Below are 15,763 nucleotides of genomic sequence, written 5' to 3'. Positions count from 1 at the left end.
TAGTTCCTTATCCCCGCGACCGCGCTTCACGAAGCGCGAGCCATGGTACCAGCCCTTTGACAGCCAGGTAACTGAGCAGTGCCAGCAACAGGGCGTAGATCAGCATCTCGGTCGGGGCAAAGCCAAGTTGGCCCAGCAGCCAGATATAGAGGCCAGAGAGGCTGATCTGCATGATGCAGAGCACGGCGCTGGCGAACGCCACATTGTGCTGACAACCATCAAGTGCCTCCCCCATCGCCACCCCGAAGCCACAGGAGAACCCGACACAGACCAACGCAAATCCCGGCAACAGCAGGTGGATATTACCCCCCAACTGCCAGCACCCGAGCAGAACACACGCAGCCAGCAGATAAGCCAGATGGGATACGGCCAGCACCTTGTGCTTACCAAGCCAGCGCAGCAGTAGCGGCGTCAGGAAGGAGGTGGACATGCTCACTCCGGCCATCACCATCATCACGATGGAGTACTGCTCGGTGGTGAAGCCAAACTCCTTCATCAGGATCAGCGGCGAAACGCTGACATAGACCAGAATGGAGGTCACGCTGGCACTGGTCAGCAGGGAGAGCAACATAAAGCGCGGCGAGCGCAGCAGGGTGAAGGGAAGCGCAGCACCACTGCCCGGTTGCCGGGTCGGGCGGGTCTCCTTGAGCAGCAGCAAGTTCACCAGACCGCTGACGGCCGCCACCAGCGCCATTGCCACGAAGATCCCACGCCAGTCAAAATGCGACAGGATGAGGTAACCAAGCACCGGTGCCAGCACCGGGATCACGCAGATGACCCCGTTAATCATCGAGAGCGCCATCGCCAGCCGCTCCTGACTCAGCACATCCCGCAGCACGGTAAAGGTCATGATATAGAGCGCACCGGCGCCGACCCCTTGCCAGAAACGGCCGAAATAGAACTGCCTGATCCCCTCCGCATTGCCTGCCACCAACGAGGCAAGAACAAAGATCAGTGCCCCCCCGAGCACCACCCAGCGCCGCCCGTAGCGATCGGCAATCATCCCGCCCAGCAGCACGGTGGCCGCCATGCCGAACAGATAAATGGAGAAGGCAGTATGGATCTGCGCCTCGCTCGCCTGCAGGGCATCGGCTATTTGGGGCACCGCCACCAGATAGAGATCGATCCCGACCGGATAGAGGATGATCATCAGAAAACTGCACAACAGGAAAACAGGCATGGATGCTCCATTACAGATTGGCCCGCCAGCATCGGCCAGATGGCAGCAACAGGCGAAGAGTGGCGGGGCCAAGGTGGTGACAAAGGTAGCAACGCAGCGCGTCGCAATGGGGGCAACTATATGGGCGCCCACCGCCCTCACCTAGTGAAGAGATGGCGATCGGTACATTCCAATCAGGAAATATCGTATTGAGCTGCGTGCCGTTTAAGCAATGAGCCTATGGACAACTGCTGTGGACAACGCAAATAAGTACGCCGGGCAATCCCGGCGTACTCATCTCAATCAGAACAACCGCACTGTCACTCGGCCAGCTGGCTCAGGATGGCGTGAGCCGCCTTGACCCTGGCCTCGTTGGGATAGTTGCGGTTGGCCAGCATGACGATGCCTATTCCCTTGGCCGGCACGAACGCCACATAGGCGCCAAAGCCGCCGGTCGAGCCCGTCTTGTTGTAGAGTCGCGCCCCCCCCATCTCTTGGGACTTGGCAACTGATTTGACCGGGTTGGCATTGTAAATCACCGCCGATGAGTTGCCCGCCAGCAATGTCTGCTCGGTCACCGGATAGGCGTAACTCTCCCAGCCCAGTCCCTGGGTCATTTCCCCCACAGAGTAGAAACCTGTGTGGGTCAGCGCGATCGCGCTTTTTACCACGGCATCTCCCTGATACCCCATGTTCGCCTCGACAAACTTCAGCAGATCCGCAGAGCCAGTCTTGATGCCATAGGCCTCGGCCGCCAGCACGCCCGGATTGACCCTGACGGGCTTGTCTTCCTTCGAATAGCCGTAGGCATAATTCGCCATGGCCGACTCCGGCACCTGGATATAGGTGTGATGCAAACCCAGCTTGGGCAGCAGGGTCTGGCTCATCAGTTGCTCAAACGGCTGGCCCAGACTATTCGCGGCTAGGTGACCAAACAGACCTATGCTGGGGTTGGAATACTGGCGATGGGTACCCGCCGGGTAGGCTGGCGTCCACTGGCGATAGTAGGCACGCATCTTGTCGGTGGAATCCACCTCGTCGGGGAATTGCAACGGCAGACCGCCCGCACTGTAGGTGGCGAGTTCGGCCATGGTGATGCCGTCGAAGGCAGAGCCTTTCAGCCAGGGCGCATGCTGGCTCGCCTTGTCCTCCAGCTGAAAACCACCCTTGACCGCGGCATAGGCGCCAAGGGTCGCGGTCAGTGTCTTGCTGACCGAACCAATTTCGAACAGGGTCTGCTCGCTGACGCGAGCACCGCTCTCCCGATCCGCCACCCCGTAGTTGAAGTAGTACGCCTTGCCTTCTTTGAGCACGGCGACCGCCATGCCCGGAACCCTGTGCTCCTTGAGCAAAGGCTGGATGGCGCCATCCACCACGGCCGTCAGGGGCTCGGCTTCTTTTGCATGGGATAAGGGGGAGAGCAGCAGGGTACTCAGTACCAGCAGCGACCGGGTTGTAGCTTTTTCCATTTTATGAGTCTCATGATGAATGTAGGTAACGCCAACCCCATGGCTGGCACAGTCAATCCGTGCGTCAGCATAGATGAGCTCCATGTGCCCACAGTGAACCAGAGTGAAGTCTGTGTGAAGTCGCCCCAAAAATGACCCGGCTCAATGGCTTGCCCTTTCGCTGCCCCCTCCTACATCGCTGACGTATAAGCTGTAGGGGCAATCAGACACAGGGGGAAGCACGAGTGAAAGCACAAGAACAGATAGCAGGGCTGCTGGCGGCACTGGAGCAGGTGATTTTGGGTAAACCCTTGCAACTCAAGATAGCCCTAGTGACCCTGCTGGCCCGTGGTCACCTGCTGATCGAGGATCTGCCCGGCATGGGCAAGACCACCCTGGCCCACGGGCTGGCACAGGTGCTGGGGCTGGATTGCCGACGAGTACAGTTCACCGCTGATCTGCTCCCCGCCGACCTGCTGGGGCTGCAGATCTTTGACACCCACCAGCAGCAGTTTCGTTTTCACCCCGGCCCCGTCTTTACCCAGGTGCTGCTGGCGGACGAGATCAACCGTGCCAGCCCCAAGGTGCAAAGTGCCCTGCTGGAGGCCATGGCCGAGGGGCGAGTCAGCATCGAAGGCCACACTCACCCGCTCCCCGCGCCCTTCTTCGTCATCGCCACCCAGAATCCGGCGGATCAGGCGGGCACCTATCCGCTGCCGGAGTCCCAACTCGATCGCTTCGCGGTGCGGCTCTCGCTGGGCTTTCCGCCGCGAGAGGCGGAGCGCCAGCTGCTGCGGGGCCACCAGCCGAGTGGCCCATTGCCCGCCATGCTGGATGCCACCGGGCTGGCGGCCCTGCAGGCAGAAGGGGATGCTATCCATGTTTCCGATGCCACCCTCGATTACCTGCTAGCGCTGGTGCACCAGAGCCGCTTTGCAGGGGAGTTGCCACAACCCCTCTCCCCCCGGGCAGCCCAAACCTTGCTGGCGGTGAGTCGGGCCTGGGCACTGGTGGCGGGGCGGCGTTTCGTCACGGTAGAGGATGTGCAGGCAGTCTTCCCCTATGTGGCCGAACACCGGCTGCGGGGCAGCTTTGGCGTGCAGCACGGAGAAGCCTGCCCCCTGAGCCAGCGGTTGCTAGCCAGGGTCGATCCGGACAATCCCTGATGAGCACCTTGCTCACCCGCTGGCAGCAGTGGCGTGCGCGCTGGCAACGGCGCTGGCTCGATCGCCGCATTCCCCCGGCCCGCCAGATCACGCTGGGTACCCGCAGCCTCTTTATCCTCCCCACCCGCATGGGGCTGCTCTATCTGCTGGTACTGCTCGCCATCTATCTGCTCGGCACCAACTACCAAAACAATCTGGTGCTGCTGGTGGCCTACTGCCTCGGCAGCCTGTTTATGGCCGCCATGTGGCTCACCCATCGCAATCTGTTGGGACTAGAGCTGCTGGGAGGCCCGCTGGTGCAGGGGGAAGCGGGCAGCCAGTTGCCCATTCGGTTTACGGTACAAAGCCCGCGCCCGGTGCTGGCACTGCGCTTTAGCCTCAACGAAGGCACCCTCTGGCTGGCCCGAGCCGACTCTGTGCCCCGCACCTTGCTCCTGCCGGTATTAGGCTCGCGCCGTGGGCCACTGCCCCTTGGCCGAGTGCGGGTCGAGAGCCGCTACCCCCTCGGCCTGTTTCGCTGCTGGTCCCTGCTAGATCTGCAGTTGGAGGGCTGGCTTGCCCCCAAACCGGAGTACGGAGCGCTGAGGGGGGAAGCGTCGGGTGACAACAAGGGTCATCAGGGCCAGCCCGCTCCGGCCCCCCTCGGCGACTTCGATACCCTGCGGGCACACCAAGCCGGCGAGCCACTGAGCCGCATCGCCTGGAAGCAACTTGCCCAAGGGCGTGGCCTGCTGACCAAGCAGTTCAATGAACCGCAGCAGGATGACACTCACCTCACCTTGCAGCGGGTCGCGGGCGGGGATCTGGAGCAGCGGCTGGCGGTGCTGGCCTGGTGGTGCGCCGATTACGGCAAGCGGGGCATCCCCTTCACCTTGACGCTGGCCAACCAGACGCTGGGGCCCGATAGCGGCGCCACCTTTATGCAGCGCTGCCTGCTGGCACTGGCCAGATTCGATGCCAAACCACCGAAGAGCACACCGGATGCTGCTCGATAACCGCCGCCTGCTGCCACTCATCGCCCTGCAACAGCTGCTGCTGGTCGCAGCGCTCTGGCCACAGTTGCAGCTCTGGGTGGTGGCGGTGGGCGCCATCACCCTCGGCATCCGGGCCATGATGCTGTGGCGCGGCTGGCCGCCTCTTCCGGCCCGCTGGTTGGCGCTGCTGGCCATCACTACCGTGGTGTTGCTGGGGCTGCAGTGGCGCACATTGGGCACCCTGCCTGCCCTTATCAATCTGCTCTGGCTTGGCTATAGCCTGAAGATGATCGAGGTGCGGCGCGAGCGGGATATCGAGCAGGTGCTGCTGCTCGCCTTCTTTCTCATCGCGCTGGCGCTGGTGCAGCGACAAAGCATCGGCTGGACGGCCGGGATGGCAGTGGCGCTCTGGCTGGCGGTGACCGCGCTGGTGGCCGCCATCGCCCCCGAGCAGAAACGGCCGCGGCGCAGTGCGGGCGGCGCCCTGCTGCTGGCGCTTCCACTGCTCATCACTCTTTTTTTGCTGCTGCCAAGGCTCCCGCCCCTCTGGCAGATGCCCACCAGCAGCCGCGCCCTGTCGGGGCTCTCGGAAAAGGTTGCCCCCGGCGATATCAGCGAACTGGTCAACTCCTCCGAACTGGCGTTTCGCGTCACCTTTGCCGATGGCCCGCCCCCTGCCCGCGAACGCTACTTTCCGGTGATGCGGCAGGAGGTTTTCGATGGCCAGCGCTGGCTGCTGAGCCCCGAGGTCAAGGCGTGGCAACGGACGGTGCCGGTGCAGACCGGCCTCACCCTTCTGGCGTCATCTTCACAGACAAACAATCAACTGGCAGATAGCCCGTTGCCAACCGGAAGCTACGAGGTGATTGCCGAGCCCCAGCGTCACCGCTGGGCCTTTGCCCTCAGTGAACCACGCCTGCTGGCGGGCCCGGTGCTGCTCACCCCTCTCGACACCCTCTATCGGCAGGGGAGCGGCGAGGTGGCGATCCGCTATCGCATCGGCCAAAGCGAAGCGCAGCCCGAGGATGACCGCCAAGCCGCTCAGCGCAACCTGCAACTGCCTGGCGGGGGCAACCCAAGAGCGCGAGCCTATGGCCAAGAGCTTGCGGCACGCTATCCGGATCGCAGCGCGCTGGTCGCCGCCCTGCTCGAACAGTTTCGCAGCCAATCCTATTACTACACCCTGACCCCGCCACGACTTGGCAGTGACGGGGTGGATGGGTTCCTGTTCGATACCAGGCAGGGCTTTTGCGGTCACTACGCCATGGCGACCGCTTTCGTGCTACGCGCAGCGGGCATTCCGGCACGGCTGGTCACTGGTTATCTCGGCGGCGAGTGGAATCCCAGTGGCAACTATCTGGCGGTACACCAGTTCGATGCTCACGCCTGGGTGGAGTATCTCGATGAAGGGGGAGAGTGGCGGCGCGTTGACCCCACCGCAGCGGTGGCGCCGGAACGTATTGAGGGCGGCGTAACAGAGGCCCTGAGCGACGAATTTACCGCCGCCGACCCGTTCGCTTTGCAGCGTTATCGCAATTGGGCCCTGCTCAATCAGCTGCGCTGGTGGGGCAACAATATCGACTACCAGTGGAGCCGCTGGGTGATTGGCCACGATGCGGGTCAGCTCTGGCAGCAAATCAGCCTGCGCTGGCCTGCACTGGCGGGGCACACACCTTGGTTGATCCTCGCCAGCCTGATGCTGGTCGCCCTGCTGGTGAGCCTGCCCCTGCTGTTGCCCGCCCGCCTGCCGCCAGAGCGGCGCATCTGGCAACCCTTGCTCAAACGGAGCAAACGCAGCGGCTATCCCCCAGAGCCCGCCGAGAGCATGGGGGCATGGTGCGAGCGACTGGCGCGGCTGCGTCCCGACCTTGCCCACCCCTTGTTGCAGGCCGCCTGGCTCTATCGCCGCTGGCGTTATGCCCCCCTCAGCGAACGGCAACAACGGCGCAGCTGGCGCCAGTTAAAGCGGCGACTGCACCGGATTTGTCACTGCTGGGATCAAAATAAATAAAGAGGCTACGTCCCCATTACGGCGTTGTTGACTAAATCCGAAGTGATGGAGCCTCCCCCCAAGCGACTTATTTCGCTCGGTTCACCTGCTGCCTGACAAGCATGCCAAACCCCGTCAAACCCCGTTACCAGCTGCGAACAGGACCGGTATCGAGATGCACAAAGTTGTCATGGGGATAGTAACCGACACCGCCCACCTTGAGATTGAGGGCAGCTTTGCGTAGATGGGCCAGCTGTACACCGGGGATCCGCACATCTACCGCCTGACCCAAGGTGTGATAGCTGTGCTTGGCCACGCCGCGGCTCTTGTGGCGCTTCTGGCGATTGGTAGCAGGTGCACGATAGCCGGAGATAAGCTGGATCTCGCTGCGCCGACCCAGTTTGTGCTGCAACAGGAACAGCTGATCAAACAGCTTCTTGTCGATGTTGAACACTTCATTGCGCCGGTAATCGCGGAAGATGTGGTTGAGTTCGGCCAATCCATCGCTCAGATAGTGGCCGTTCTCCCAATAACTGGCGCGCACCCGCTCGCCGGTATTGAGATTGAAGAAACTGAGTTCACGCCCGGAGGTACTGCGGCTTGCCAGCGCAGGGAAGGAGATCAGCGAGCTGCCCAGCAGGCAACCGGCTCCCAGCAACAGGCGGCGTCGACTTATCTCTTGTTCCAGCATAAGGGGCTCGTCCATCGCAGTTTCAAGCGAAAAAAGTTAAATGAGATCACAGGATGAATTTGATACAGGCGCTTGAAACTACCTTCCGGCAGGGGCCCATGTCAAACCTCCATTGCCCATAGAAAAGCCCGGCACAGGCCGGGCTTCTCACTCTGTGGCAGGGATCACAACAAGCGGCTCTGGAAGCTGACTCGATCAAATCCGTAGATGTCATTGCGCAGTTGCTGGCGACCATTTTCGTCGATCCAGCTGCTCCAGTAGACGGTAAACACCGGGATCGGTGTGGTGAGCGGCAACCATTTGGTCTGGCTCTCCTTGAGGATATTGGCCACCTTGTCCGGCTGATAGCGGGAATCAGCCAGCAGCAGCTCGGCCAGATCGTCCGCATGTTCCACCCGGATGCAGCCCGAACTGAAGGCACGCGCCCCCTGCTCAAACAGCGCCTTGCGCGGGGTGGAGTGCAGATAGATGGCATCATTGTTGGGCAGGTAGAACTTGTAGCGACCCAGGGCATTGTGGTCACCCGGTTTTTGCCGCAGGCGATAGGGGAAACCGGCGGCCAGCGCCTGATGCCACCCCTCTTCGGTGAACTGCACCGGATTACCTTCGCTGTCGATCACCTCGAACTGCTCGCGATTGAGGTAGGCGGGATCACGGCCCAGCTTGGGCAGAATGTCCTTGCTCAGGATGGAGCGCGGCACATGCCAGGAGGGGTTGAGCACGATGGAGCGAATTTCGCTGGCCAGAATAGGGGTCGCCCGCTGCTCCTTGCCAACGATGACCCTGCTGGTAAATATCTCACTGCCCGCCTGCACCACACTCAGGCGGTAATCGGGAATGTTGACCAGCACATAGCGGCCACCGGCGAGCTGATCCACCAGATCGCGACGCCACAGGTTGCGCAGCAGCAAGCTGGCACGCACTTGCGGGCCGGTATTGAGCCAGGAGCGGGTCTGGCGGCCGATAATGCCGTCAGCAGTCAGGCCATGACGACGCTGGAACTGTTTGATGGCCTGCTCGGTATCGCCATCGTAAATCAGATCACCATGGCTCGGCGCGCTGTCACCCAGCTCGTTGAGCATGGCGCGAAGCTGACCCAGTGCGGCTGAGCTCTCTCCGGCTCGCAGGGTCGGCATCTCCAGCGTCGGCCACTTGCTGGCCATCGGCATCGCCAGCAGCTTGTGCACTTTGGCCCGCACCGCCTCGTATTCCGCCACTTGGGGACGCAGGGATTTTACCTGGGTGAGCAAGTCATCATCGCTGGGCTTGCTGACCACAGGGCGGTTCAAATCGAATTTGAGGGTCTTCATCTGCTCGCGAGAGACCAGATCCATCCCCCGCCAGGCATGCTGAAAACGGCTCAGCTTGGCAAAAATATCGTCATAGATGGCTCCACGCTTGGTGGCAGGGGTCGCCTGCAGCCGCTTCCACAAGGTGAAAAAATCGGGGTGCAGCTGTGCCAACACAGCCTCTTGCAGCTGTTGCTCCAACTCGATACGAACCAGTTCAGCCTGACTGCCCTGATACCAGTCATGCCGGGGTTCACTGGCCGCCACCACCATCTGTGATTCTGCCGCATGAACTACCCCGGCAGGCCAACATCCCAGCCACACCAGATTGGCAAGGGCCAGCCAATACTTCATCCCCATGGACACCTCAAAAACGGTTTATTCATTTAGTCAGCCCTGATCTTCAGGCCTGATGCTCAGGCCGCTCATCATGCGTGAACAGCTATCACTTTGCTAGCGCCCGGGGCCATAACGTTGCCAGATAATGTCGTATGCATCTGTTCCCTTAAACGCAGTTAACGCCTGATTAAATTGTTGCAAGAACTGCGGCGACACACTGCGTTTGCTCAGCATAAAAAAGCTCGGCGATTCATACACCACCATGGGGTGAGAGGCGAATTGGCCACTCCGGCCTTCCTTTTTCAGCCCACTGGGTGTCGCCAACATGTCACCAAGAAAGCCATCAATGCGCCCCCTAGCCAACTTGTCGTAATTCTGCTTGTCACTCACCTCACTCACCTGTTTGGCATAACGGCCGAGCAGCGCCATCACCTCATCACCATAAAAGTACTCTTTGGTGATCCCGAGGGTATAACCCTTGGCCAGCCAGCTCGCCAGATCCGGCTCTGAGTAGTTGCTGTCCTTGCGGATCCATAACAGGGTCCGCCCGGGGTTGTAAGCGTCTGAGAACCAGGAGTAACGGGCACGCTCATCATTGATGTTCGCCTCCATCGCCATGTCTATCTCGCCGTACTCCATCTCATGTAGTACCCGCTTCCAGGGCAGCTCCACATAGTTGACCTTGCAGTGCATGGAGGAGAGCACGGCCGTCAGCACTTCGACGGCATAACCGCGCACCTGTTGCGGTGAGTCGGCCTCGTGATAATGGTAAGGAGGCCAATTATCGTAACCGACCTGAATGGGCTCGGGGCAAAGTGCCTTGGCAAAGGCCATTGGTGCCCATAACCCGCATAACAGGCAGTAAGAGATCCACTTCATATGTCGTCCTTGACGAAAAGGTGGGCCATCATAAAACGGCTCCAGTAAAATGGCGATAGAGGGCACATAACTATGTGCATGCACTAAAAAATGGCACAGCAAAACGGTGATGCTTGTCAATCTGCTTGTGTGATCGCCACGGATTCCGGTCACTGGCGCCTCGCCAACTCTGTATATTGGGAAAAACAGCACTATTTGGCACAAGGACAAAGAGGGGTTAATATGTGACCAAATTTTTTTTTGTGATCCACTATGCTTTTTTTGCAATTGGATTAGCATATGCGCGACATCGGCCTACCAATTCTGTCAGGCGTAGAGAGTGATATGACGTACAAAAAGTTCGGTTTTTTGACTGCCATTATGGCGTTAAGCGGTTTTTATCTTTACACCCTCTATCTGGCTGCTCACCCCAACGTGAGCCTGGCCTACAAACTCTATTATCTGGAAGGCAAAACCCGCTTCTGGGAACACAACTCCAGCATGACCTATCAGCCAGGCAACGAGCTCAATCTGACCAAGCCGAGCCGCTTCCTCTCCAGCGAAGGCTGGGCCAAAAAGCCAAGCGATGCAGGCACCCTGCTCACCGGTCAAGGCGGTCTCTATTTTGTGCTGCCAAAACAGTCAGCCAATCCTGATCAACTGACGGTACACGCCCGCATCAACAGCCCGGAGGCTGGCGCTCTGCTGAAGGTGGCCTTGGGTCACGACTTCACCACCACGATTAAACTGGCCAAAGCGGGTATCAACGAGATCCGTCTCAGCCTGCCAGGTGACTCTCTTACCGCAGACCCCAAACACCCCAACTTTCTGGCACTCTCGGCACCTACTCCCATCAGCGTGGAATCGGTACGTTTGACTGTTGCCCAGTGATCCTTGCGCCGAATACCATTTTATAAAAACAACTATCTCTAATAAGGACGTTCTTATGTCGCATCCAGATTTTCGACTCTCTCTGGTCGTTCCCGTTTATAACGAGGAAGAGAGTATCGATGCCTTCATCAACGCGATAGACAACGAACTGGCCCCGCTGAAAGACCAGCTTGAAATTGTATTCGTCAACGATGGTAGCCGTGACCGCACCCGTGAAGTAGTCGAGCAAGCCATTGCCCGCGACCCGCGCATCACCCTGGTCAACCTGGCTCGCAACTTTGGCAAAGAGGCGGCGATGACCGCTGGCCTGCATCAGGCCAAAGGGGATGCCATCGTGCCGATGGACGTGGATCTGCAAGACCCGCCCGCTCTGATCCTGGAATTCGTCAAACTGTGGCAAACCGGTGACTATGACACCGTCTACGGCATTCGGGTCGATCGCAGCGCCGATACCCCGATGAAGCGCCTGACTGCCGGTGGTTTCTACCGTTTCTTCAACGCCCTCTCCACCAGCACCAAGCTGCCGGAGAACGCCGGTGATTTCCGCCTGATCGATCGCCGCGTGGTCGAGGCAATCAAGCAACTGCCCGAGCGCAACCGCTTCATGAAGGGTCTGTTCGCCTGGGCCGGTTTCCGTGCCGTTGGCGTCCCCTACGAGCGCCCAGCCCGTCACGCCGGTGAAACCAAGTTCAACTACTGGAAACTGTGGAACTTCGCCCTCGACGGTCTGCTCAGCTTCTCCAGCTGGCCGCTGCGAGTCTGGAGCTATGTGGGGGTAAGCGTCTCGCTAGTTGCCTTCCTCTACATCCTGAAAATCATCACTCAGGTGCTCTTCTTCGGCATCGACGTACCCGGTTACGCCTCCCTGATGTCAGTGGTGCTGTTCCTCGGTGGTATCCAGCTGTTGTCGCTGGGCATCATAGGCGAGTACATCGGCCGCATGTTCGTGGAAGTGAAGCAGCGCCCGGTCTACCTCATCGAAGGTGTCTATGGCGAGTACGCCAAACGGGATGCTAATAAAAAGCCGGATGATGTAAAAGAGCCGCAAGATAAGCAGGAGCAAGCGCCTCAATGATCTCCCGCGAGGAATTCTGGCGGCTGGTACGTTTCGGTTTTGTCGGCGGGGGGGCTACCCTCGTCGACCTTGGCACCTCCATCGCACTGTTTCATACCTGGCCGACCATGTCGGAGCATCTGGTAACGACGCTGGCCTTTGCCATCGCGTTCTGGTTCTCCTTCTTTGGTCACCGCTACATCACCTTCCAGAAGCAGGGAGCCGCCAGCAAGTTTCTGCTGGTCGCTCTCTTCTCGCTGGCGGTACGTAACCTGATCCTGAGCGGCCTGCTGTTTGCCGGGCTCTCCGGTCTGCTGCCGGTGGTCATCGCCACCCTGACCGTTACCGTCCTCACTTACGTTCTCTCTCGCGTCTGGGTTTTTGCCTGATGAATGATATGACCAATACCGCCCCGTTAACCGGGGCTGCACTCCCCTATCGCCCGTCACTGCGCATCAGCGGCCGTGACTGGTTGATGATCATCGCCGCCTTCATGCTGAGCCGGGTGGCGCTTTATGGCATGGGCTACTTCGGTGTCCAGCTCTATGGCTCCCCCGATATCGGCCCGCTGCAGGCCTATTGCCAGTTCGATTGTGTCTGGTTCCAACGCATCATCGAGAACGGCTACGACCTCTACCCGCGCTGGCTGAGCAAGGGCAATGCGGCCAACTGGGCCTTTATGCCGCTCTATCCGATGGTCTCCGGCGCCATCTCCAACCTGTTCAATGTCGAGAGCCTGATCGGCCTAATCATTGTGGCCAACGCCTCTTTCTTCGCCGCTTTGGCGCTGATGTTGCTGGTGCTGCGTCAGCTCAAGCTGGGGGATGACACAGCCCGCTTTGGCGTCTGGCTGCTCGCCTTCTCCCCCTTCTCCGCCTACTTCGTCTCCGGTTATACCGAATCGACCTTTATGGCGCTGATGCTGGGGATGTTCCTGTTCGCCTATCGGGAGCAGTGGCTGATGGTTGCCCTGCTGGGGGTCTGTATCTCCGGCACCCGTAACCTGGGGGTGATGATGGTGTTCCCGGTGCTGATCCTGGCGCTGCAGGCTTACGGCTGGCGGGAGTTTTTCCGCTTCACCGAGCGTGCCTTCAAGGTGGTATTCACCCTCTGGATGATCCCCTTTGGCCTGTTCGCCTACATGGTCTACCTCTATCACCTGACCGGTGATGCGATGGCGTTCAAGCACATTCAGGTGGCCTGGGGTCGCTATATGGACAGCCCGCTGGACTGGTGGCTGAGCGGTTTTGAGCTGGGCGGCCGCAAGGCTTACCTCTCCATCATGGTGATCTTCGGCTGGTGTCTGAACGGCTACCTGTTCAGCCAGAAGCGCTGGGCTGAAGCGACCCTGATGTTCATCTGCTGCACCATTCCGCTGATGACCGGCCTCAACGCCATGCCACGCTACATGTTCGGGCTCTACCCGACCCTGCTGGCCATCATTCTGCTGACCCATCGCTGGCCCGCCATCCGCCCTGCAGTGCTCTGCCTCAGCGGCATGGTTGCCTCCTTCATCGCGGTGGCCTTCGTCAACTTCAAGTTCTTCACCGTCTGATGTGACGACGATGCCTGACACCCCAAATGCCGGTCACCTGACCGGCATTTTTTATCCCCAGATTTATCTCACTCCCGTCTCCATCACACTTTCCTCGGCTTGAAAACGTAACCATTTGCACTGAGTTCACAAATCGGTATTTTGCCGATCCAACAGTGCCTTATGGCCTCCTAGAATGGGCCTTTGTCCGAACTGCCCTGCTCAAGGAATGGCTTATGCGTCGCGCTCCCAACTTATCCTCTCTCTGGCTTGCCCTGCTGGCCGCCCCGCTGTTCACCCAACAGGCGATGGCCGCCCCCGAGGTTCACCTCTACGTGGATGGTCAGCCGGTAGCGACCCCAATCGCGCTGGACAAGGGCACGGTGGAGCTGACCCATCCCCTTGCCAAGGGAAGCCACCAGATCCGCATCAGCGATGCAGGCAACAGTTGCGGCACCAGCTTTGGCCCGAGCGAGAGCAAGCCACTCCCCTTCGGCACCGCCCAGCCGATGGACACATGCAGCAAGGAGCAGAGCTTTACCCTGCGGGTGATGCTGGCAGGGGAGTATCAGTTCACCTTCAACCCGGATACCCCCAGCCTCAAGGTGCTGCGGGCGACCAAAAAGAGCGAATTCAAACGCCAGCCACCACAAGAGCCCTGCATCCGCTGGGATGGCAGCCCGGTCACGGTATCCCTGCAAGGGGTCTGGCCCGACGGCACCCGGCTGCGGGATGCCTACTCGAAACAAGAGGCGGTGGTCAAACAGGGCAAACTGACCCTGACCCCGACCAAAGAGAGCGGCGGCCTGCTGCTGCTCGAGCCGGTCAAGGCAGCCAAGCCATCGCCGTTCAGCTGGGATCAGGCGAGCGTCTATTTCCTGCTGACTGACCGCTTCCACAACGGCGACCCTGCCAACGATCACAGCTTCGGCCGCCAGAAGGATGGTCAGGACGAGGTGGCCACCTGGCACGGTGGCGACTTCAAGGGGCTGACCGAGAAGCTCGACTACATCAAGAGCCTCGGCATGAACGCCATCTGGATCACCCCCATGGTGGAGCAGGTGCACGGTTTCATTGGCGGCGGCGAGCAGGGCAACTTCCCCTTCTACGCCTACCACGGCTACTGGGCGCTCGACTTCACCAAAATCGACCCCAACTACGGTGACGAGGAGAGCCTGAAGACGCTAGTGGATGAGGCCCACAAGCGTGGCATGCGGATCATCCTCGATGTGGTGATGAACCACGCCGGTTACGCCACCCTCGCCGACCTGCAGGATCTGGGGCTCACCGAGCTGACCCAAAACACAGCCAAACTGCCGACCACCTGGAACCAGTGGCACCCGAGCGGCGGCCTCAACTGGCATGGCTACAACCAGTTCATCGACTATCAATCGCCAGCGTGGAACAAGTGGTGGAGCGGTGACTGGGTGCGCGCCGATCTGCCCAGCTACCCGCAGCCCGGCACCGACGATGTCACCGGCTCGGTGGCGGGGCTACCGGACTTCCTCACCGAATCCACCAAGCCGGTGGGGCTGCCGCCGCTGCTGACGGCGAAAAAAGATACCAAGGCCAAGGCGCTGCCAGACGCCACGGTGAGCGACTACCTGATCGCCTGGCACACCGACTGGGTGCGCCGCTTTGGCATCGACGGTTTTCGGGCCGACACCGTCAAGCATCTGGAGCCCGAGGTGTGGGCCAAGCTCAAGCAGGCGGGCACCACTGCGCTCAAGGAGTGGAAGGCCGCCAACCCGGACAAGGCCCTCGATGATCTGCCCTTCTACATGGTGGGCGAGGTGTGGGATCACGGGGTGGCCAAGGATTTCTGGTATCAGAACGGCTTCGATTCCCTGATCAACTTCGACTATCAGCGCGAGTTCGCCCTGCCCCAGGCCCAGTGCATGGCGGGAGCCGAGCCCACCTATGCCAGCTACGCCAGCCGCATCAATCAAGATCCCGAGTTCAACGTGCTGAGCTATATCAGCTCCCACGACACCAAGCTGTTCTTTGGCGACTATCAGGATGTGCCGCTACAGCGCCGGGTCGCCAACAGCTTTATGCTGCTGCCGGGCGGCATCCAGCTCTACTACGGCGACGAGTCAGGCCGCGGGCTGGCCAAGGATGGTGGCGTGTTCGATCAGGCGCTGCGCTCGGACATGAACTGGCAGGAGCTGGCCAGCGGGGACAATGCTGAGCTGGTCAAGCACTGGCAGCAACTGGGCCAGTTCCGCGCCGCCCATCCGGCCATTGCGGCAGGCAGCCACCAGAAACTCTCGGATGCTCCCTACGCCTTCGTGCGGGAGAAGGGGGATGACAAGGTGGTGGTGGTCTTTGCCGGTCGGCAGAAGTAACCCCGAAGCCACCTTCACCAGC

Annotated in this window: 13 protein-coding genes; 8 read left to right on the top strand and 5 right to left on the bottom strand. The window is 60.3% G+C overall.

All coding sequences use genetic code 11. The annotated features are described in order from the left end of the window. Nucleotides 1-7: 7 nt before the first annotated feature. Entirely contained in the window at nt 8-1,180 is a 1,173-nt protein-coding gene (locus tag BN1135_RS09220; protein WP_042020519.1) for an MFS transporter, read from the bottom strand. A 299-nt stretch (nt 1,181-1,479) separates the two neighbouring features. Next, nucleotides 1,480-2,628, bottom strand: coding sequence for an FOX/MOX family class C beta-lactamase (ampC, locus tag BN1135_RS09215; protein WP_071287606.1), 1,149 nt, complete (start codon nt 2,626-2,628; stop codon nt 1,480-1,482). A gap of 224 nt (nt 2,629-2,852) precedes the next feature. Between ampC and BN1135_RS09210 the strand changes: the two genes are divergently transcribed. Genes BN1135_RS09210 through BN1135_RS09200 form a run of 3 tightly spaced genes read left to right on the top strand, consistent with a single transcriptional unit; the run spans nt 2,853 to nt 6,758 of the window. Then, the gene (locus BN1135_RS09210) at nt 2,853-3,773 is read left to right on the top strand and encodes an AAA family ATPase (protein ID WP_042020515.1); all 921 of its coding nucleotides are present in this window, start codon (nt 2,853-2,855) and stop codon (nt 3,771-3,773) included. Continuing rightward, complete coding sequence (locus BN1135_RS09205) at nt 3,773-4,768, top strand: DUF58 domain-containing protein (protein ID WP_042020513.1); 996 nt, start codon at nt 3,773-3,775, stop codon at nt 4,766-4,768. Before BN1135_RS09210 ends, BN1135_RS09205 begins: the two co-directional genes overlap by 1 nt. Continuing rightward, nucleotides 4,755-6,758, top strand: a complete 2,004-nt coding sequence (locus tag BN1135_RS09200) for a transglutaminase TgpA family protein (protein WP_042020512.1) — start codon at nt 4,755-4,757, stop codon at nt 6,756-6,758. Before BN1135_RS09205 ends, BN1135_RS09200 begins: the two co-directional genes overlap by 14 nt. Nucleotides 6,759-6,882: 124 nt before the next feature. Here the strand turns inward: BN1135_RS09200 and BN1135_RS09195 are convergent, their stop codons facing one another. From BN1135_RS09195 to BN1135_RS09185, 3 genes are all read right to left on the bottom strand, one after another. Beyond that, nucleotides 6,883-7,428 carry a peptidoglycan L,D-endopeptidase MepK gene (locus tag BN1135_RS09195; RefSeq protein ID WP_042020774.1) on the bottom strand — a complete coding sequence of 182 codons (546 nt, stop codon included), beginning with the start codon at nt 7,426-7,428 and terminating at the stop codon, nt 6,883-6,885. Nucleotides 7,429-7,592: 164 nt separating this feature from the next. Next, the gene (locus tag BN1135_RS09190; protein WP_042020510.1) at nt 7,593-9,077 is read right to left on the bottom strand and encodes a L,D-transpeptidase family protein; all 1,485 of its coding nucleotides are present in this window, start codon (nt 9,075-9,077) and stop codon (nt 7,593-7,595) included. 93 nt (nt 9,078-9,170) lie between these two features. After that, nucleotides 9,171-9,935, bottom strand: coding sequence for a substrate-binding periplasmic protein (locus tag BN1135_RS09185; RefSeq protein ID WP_042020508.1), 765 nt, complete (start codon nt 9,933-9,935; stop codon nt 9,171-9,173). A gap of 324 nt (nt 9,936-10,259) precedes the next feature. Here BN1135_RS09185 and BN1135_RS09180 point away from each other — a divergent pair, with 324 nt between their 5' ends. From BN1135_RS09180 to BN1135_RS09160, 5 genes are all read left to right on the top strand, one after another. Further along, the gene (locus BN1135_RS09180; RefSeq protein WP_042020507.1) at nt 10,260-10,805 is read left to right on the top strand and encodes a hypothetical protein; all 546 of its coding nucleotides are present in this window, start codon (nt 10,260-10,262) and stop codon (nt 10,803-10,805) included. Between the two features lie 55 nt (nt 10,806-10,860). Beyond that, complete coding sequence (locus BN1135_RS09175) at nt 10,861-11,880, top strand: glycosyltransferase family 2 protein (protein ID WP_042020505.1); 1,020 nt, start codon at nt 10,861-10,863, stop codon at nt 11,878-11,880. Continuing rightward, nucleotides 11,877-12,248: a GtrA family protein gene (locus BN1135_RS09170; protein WP_042020504.1), complete on the top strand. Its 372-nt coding sequence runs from the start codon at nt 11,877-11,879 to the stop codon at nt 12,246-12,248. The genes BN1135_RS09175 and BN1135_RS09170 overlap by 4 nt, the downstream gene beginning before the upstream one ends. After that, nucleotides 12,248-13,414 (top strand): hypothetical protein, encoded by a 1,167-nt coding sequence (locus BN1135_RS09165; RefSeq protein ID WP_042020502.1) that lies wholly within the window; start codon nt 12,248-12,250, stop codon nt 13,412-13,414. Before BN1135_RS09170 ends, BN1135_RS09165 begins: the two co-directional genes overlap by 1 nt. A 215-nt stretch (nt 13,415-13,629) precedes the next feature. Beyond that, the gene (locus tag BN1135_RS09160; protein ID WP_042020501.1) at nt 13,630-15,741 is read left to right on the top strand and encodes an alpha-amylase; all 2,112 of its coding nucleotides are present in this window, start codon (nt 13,630-13,632) and stop codon (nt 15,739-15,741) included. Nucleotides 15,742-15,763 lie beyond the last annotated feature (22 nt).

The organism is Aeromonas sobria, assembly GCF_000820145.1.
Classification (GTDB): Bacteria; Pseudomonadota; Gammaproteobacteria; order Enterobacterales; family Aeromonadaceae; genus Aeromonas; species Aeromonas sobria.
Note: the sequence above shows the minus strand (reverse complement) of the source record. Positions and strands in the feature narration are given on the sequence as shown.

Bases quoted from the DNA above. Each gene is read 5' to 3' on its own strand.
- BN1135_RS09205 (WP_042020513.1), top strand. From the start codon at position 3,773: ATGAGCACCTTGCTCACCCGCTGGCAGCAGTGGCGTGCGCGCTGGCAA.
- BN1135_RS09185 (WP_042020508.1), bottom strand. From the start codon at position 9,935: ATGAAGTGGATCTCTTACTGCCTGTTATGCGGGTTATGGGCACCAATG.
- BN1135_RS09220 (WP_042020519.1), bottom strand. From the start codon at position 1,180: ATGCCTGTTTTCCTGTTGTGCAGTTTTCTGATGATCATCCTCTATCCG.
- ampC (WP_071287606.1), bottom strand. From the start codon at position 2,628: ATGGAAAAAGCTACAACCCGGTCGCTGCTGGTACTGAGTACCCTGCTG.
- BN1135_RS09195 (WP_042020774.1), bottom strand. From the start codon at position 7,428: ATGCTGGAACAAGAGATAAGTCGACGCCGCCTGTTGCTGGGAGCCGGT.
- BN1135_RS09190 (WP_042020510.1), bottom strand. From the start codon at position 9,077: ATGGGGATGAAGTATTGGCTGGCCCTTGCCAATCTGGTGTGGCTGGGA.
- BN1135_RS09175 (WP_042020505.1), top strand. From the start codon at position 10,861: ATGTCGCATCCAGATTTTCGACTCTCTCTGGTCGTTCCCGTTTATAAC.
- BN1135_RS09165 (WP_042020502.1), top strand. From the start codon at position 12,248: ATGAATGATATGACCAATACCGCCCCGTTAACCGGGGCTGCACTCCCC.
- BN1135_RS09180 (WP_042020507.1), top strand. From the start codon at position 10,260: ATGACGTACAAAAAGTTCGGTTTTTTGACTGCCATTATGGCGTTAAGC.
- BN1135_RS09160 (WP_042020501.1), top strand. From the start codon at position 13,630: ATGCGTCGCGCTCCCAACTTATCCTCTCTCTGGCTTGCCCTGCTGGCC.
- BN1135_RS09170 (WP_042020504.1), top strand. From the start codon at position 11,877: ATGATCTCCCGCGAGGAATTCTGGCGGCTGGTACGTTTCGGTTTTGTC.
- BN1135_RS09200 (WP_042020512.1), top strand. From the start codon at position 4,755: ATGCTGCTCGATAACCGCCGCCTGCTGCCACTCATCGCCCTGCAACAG.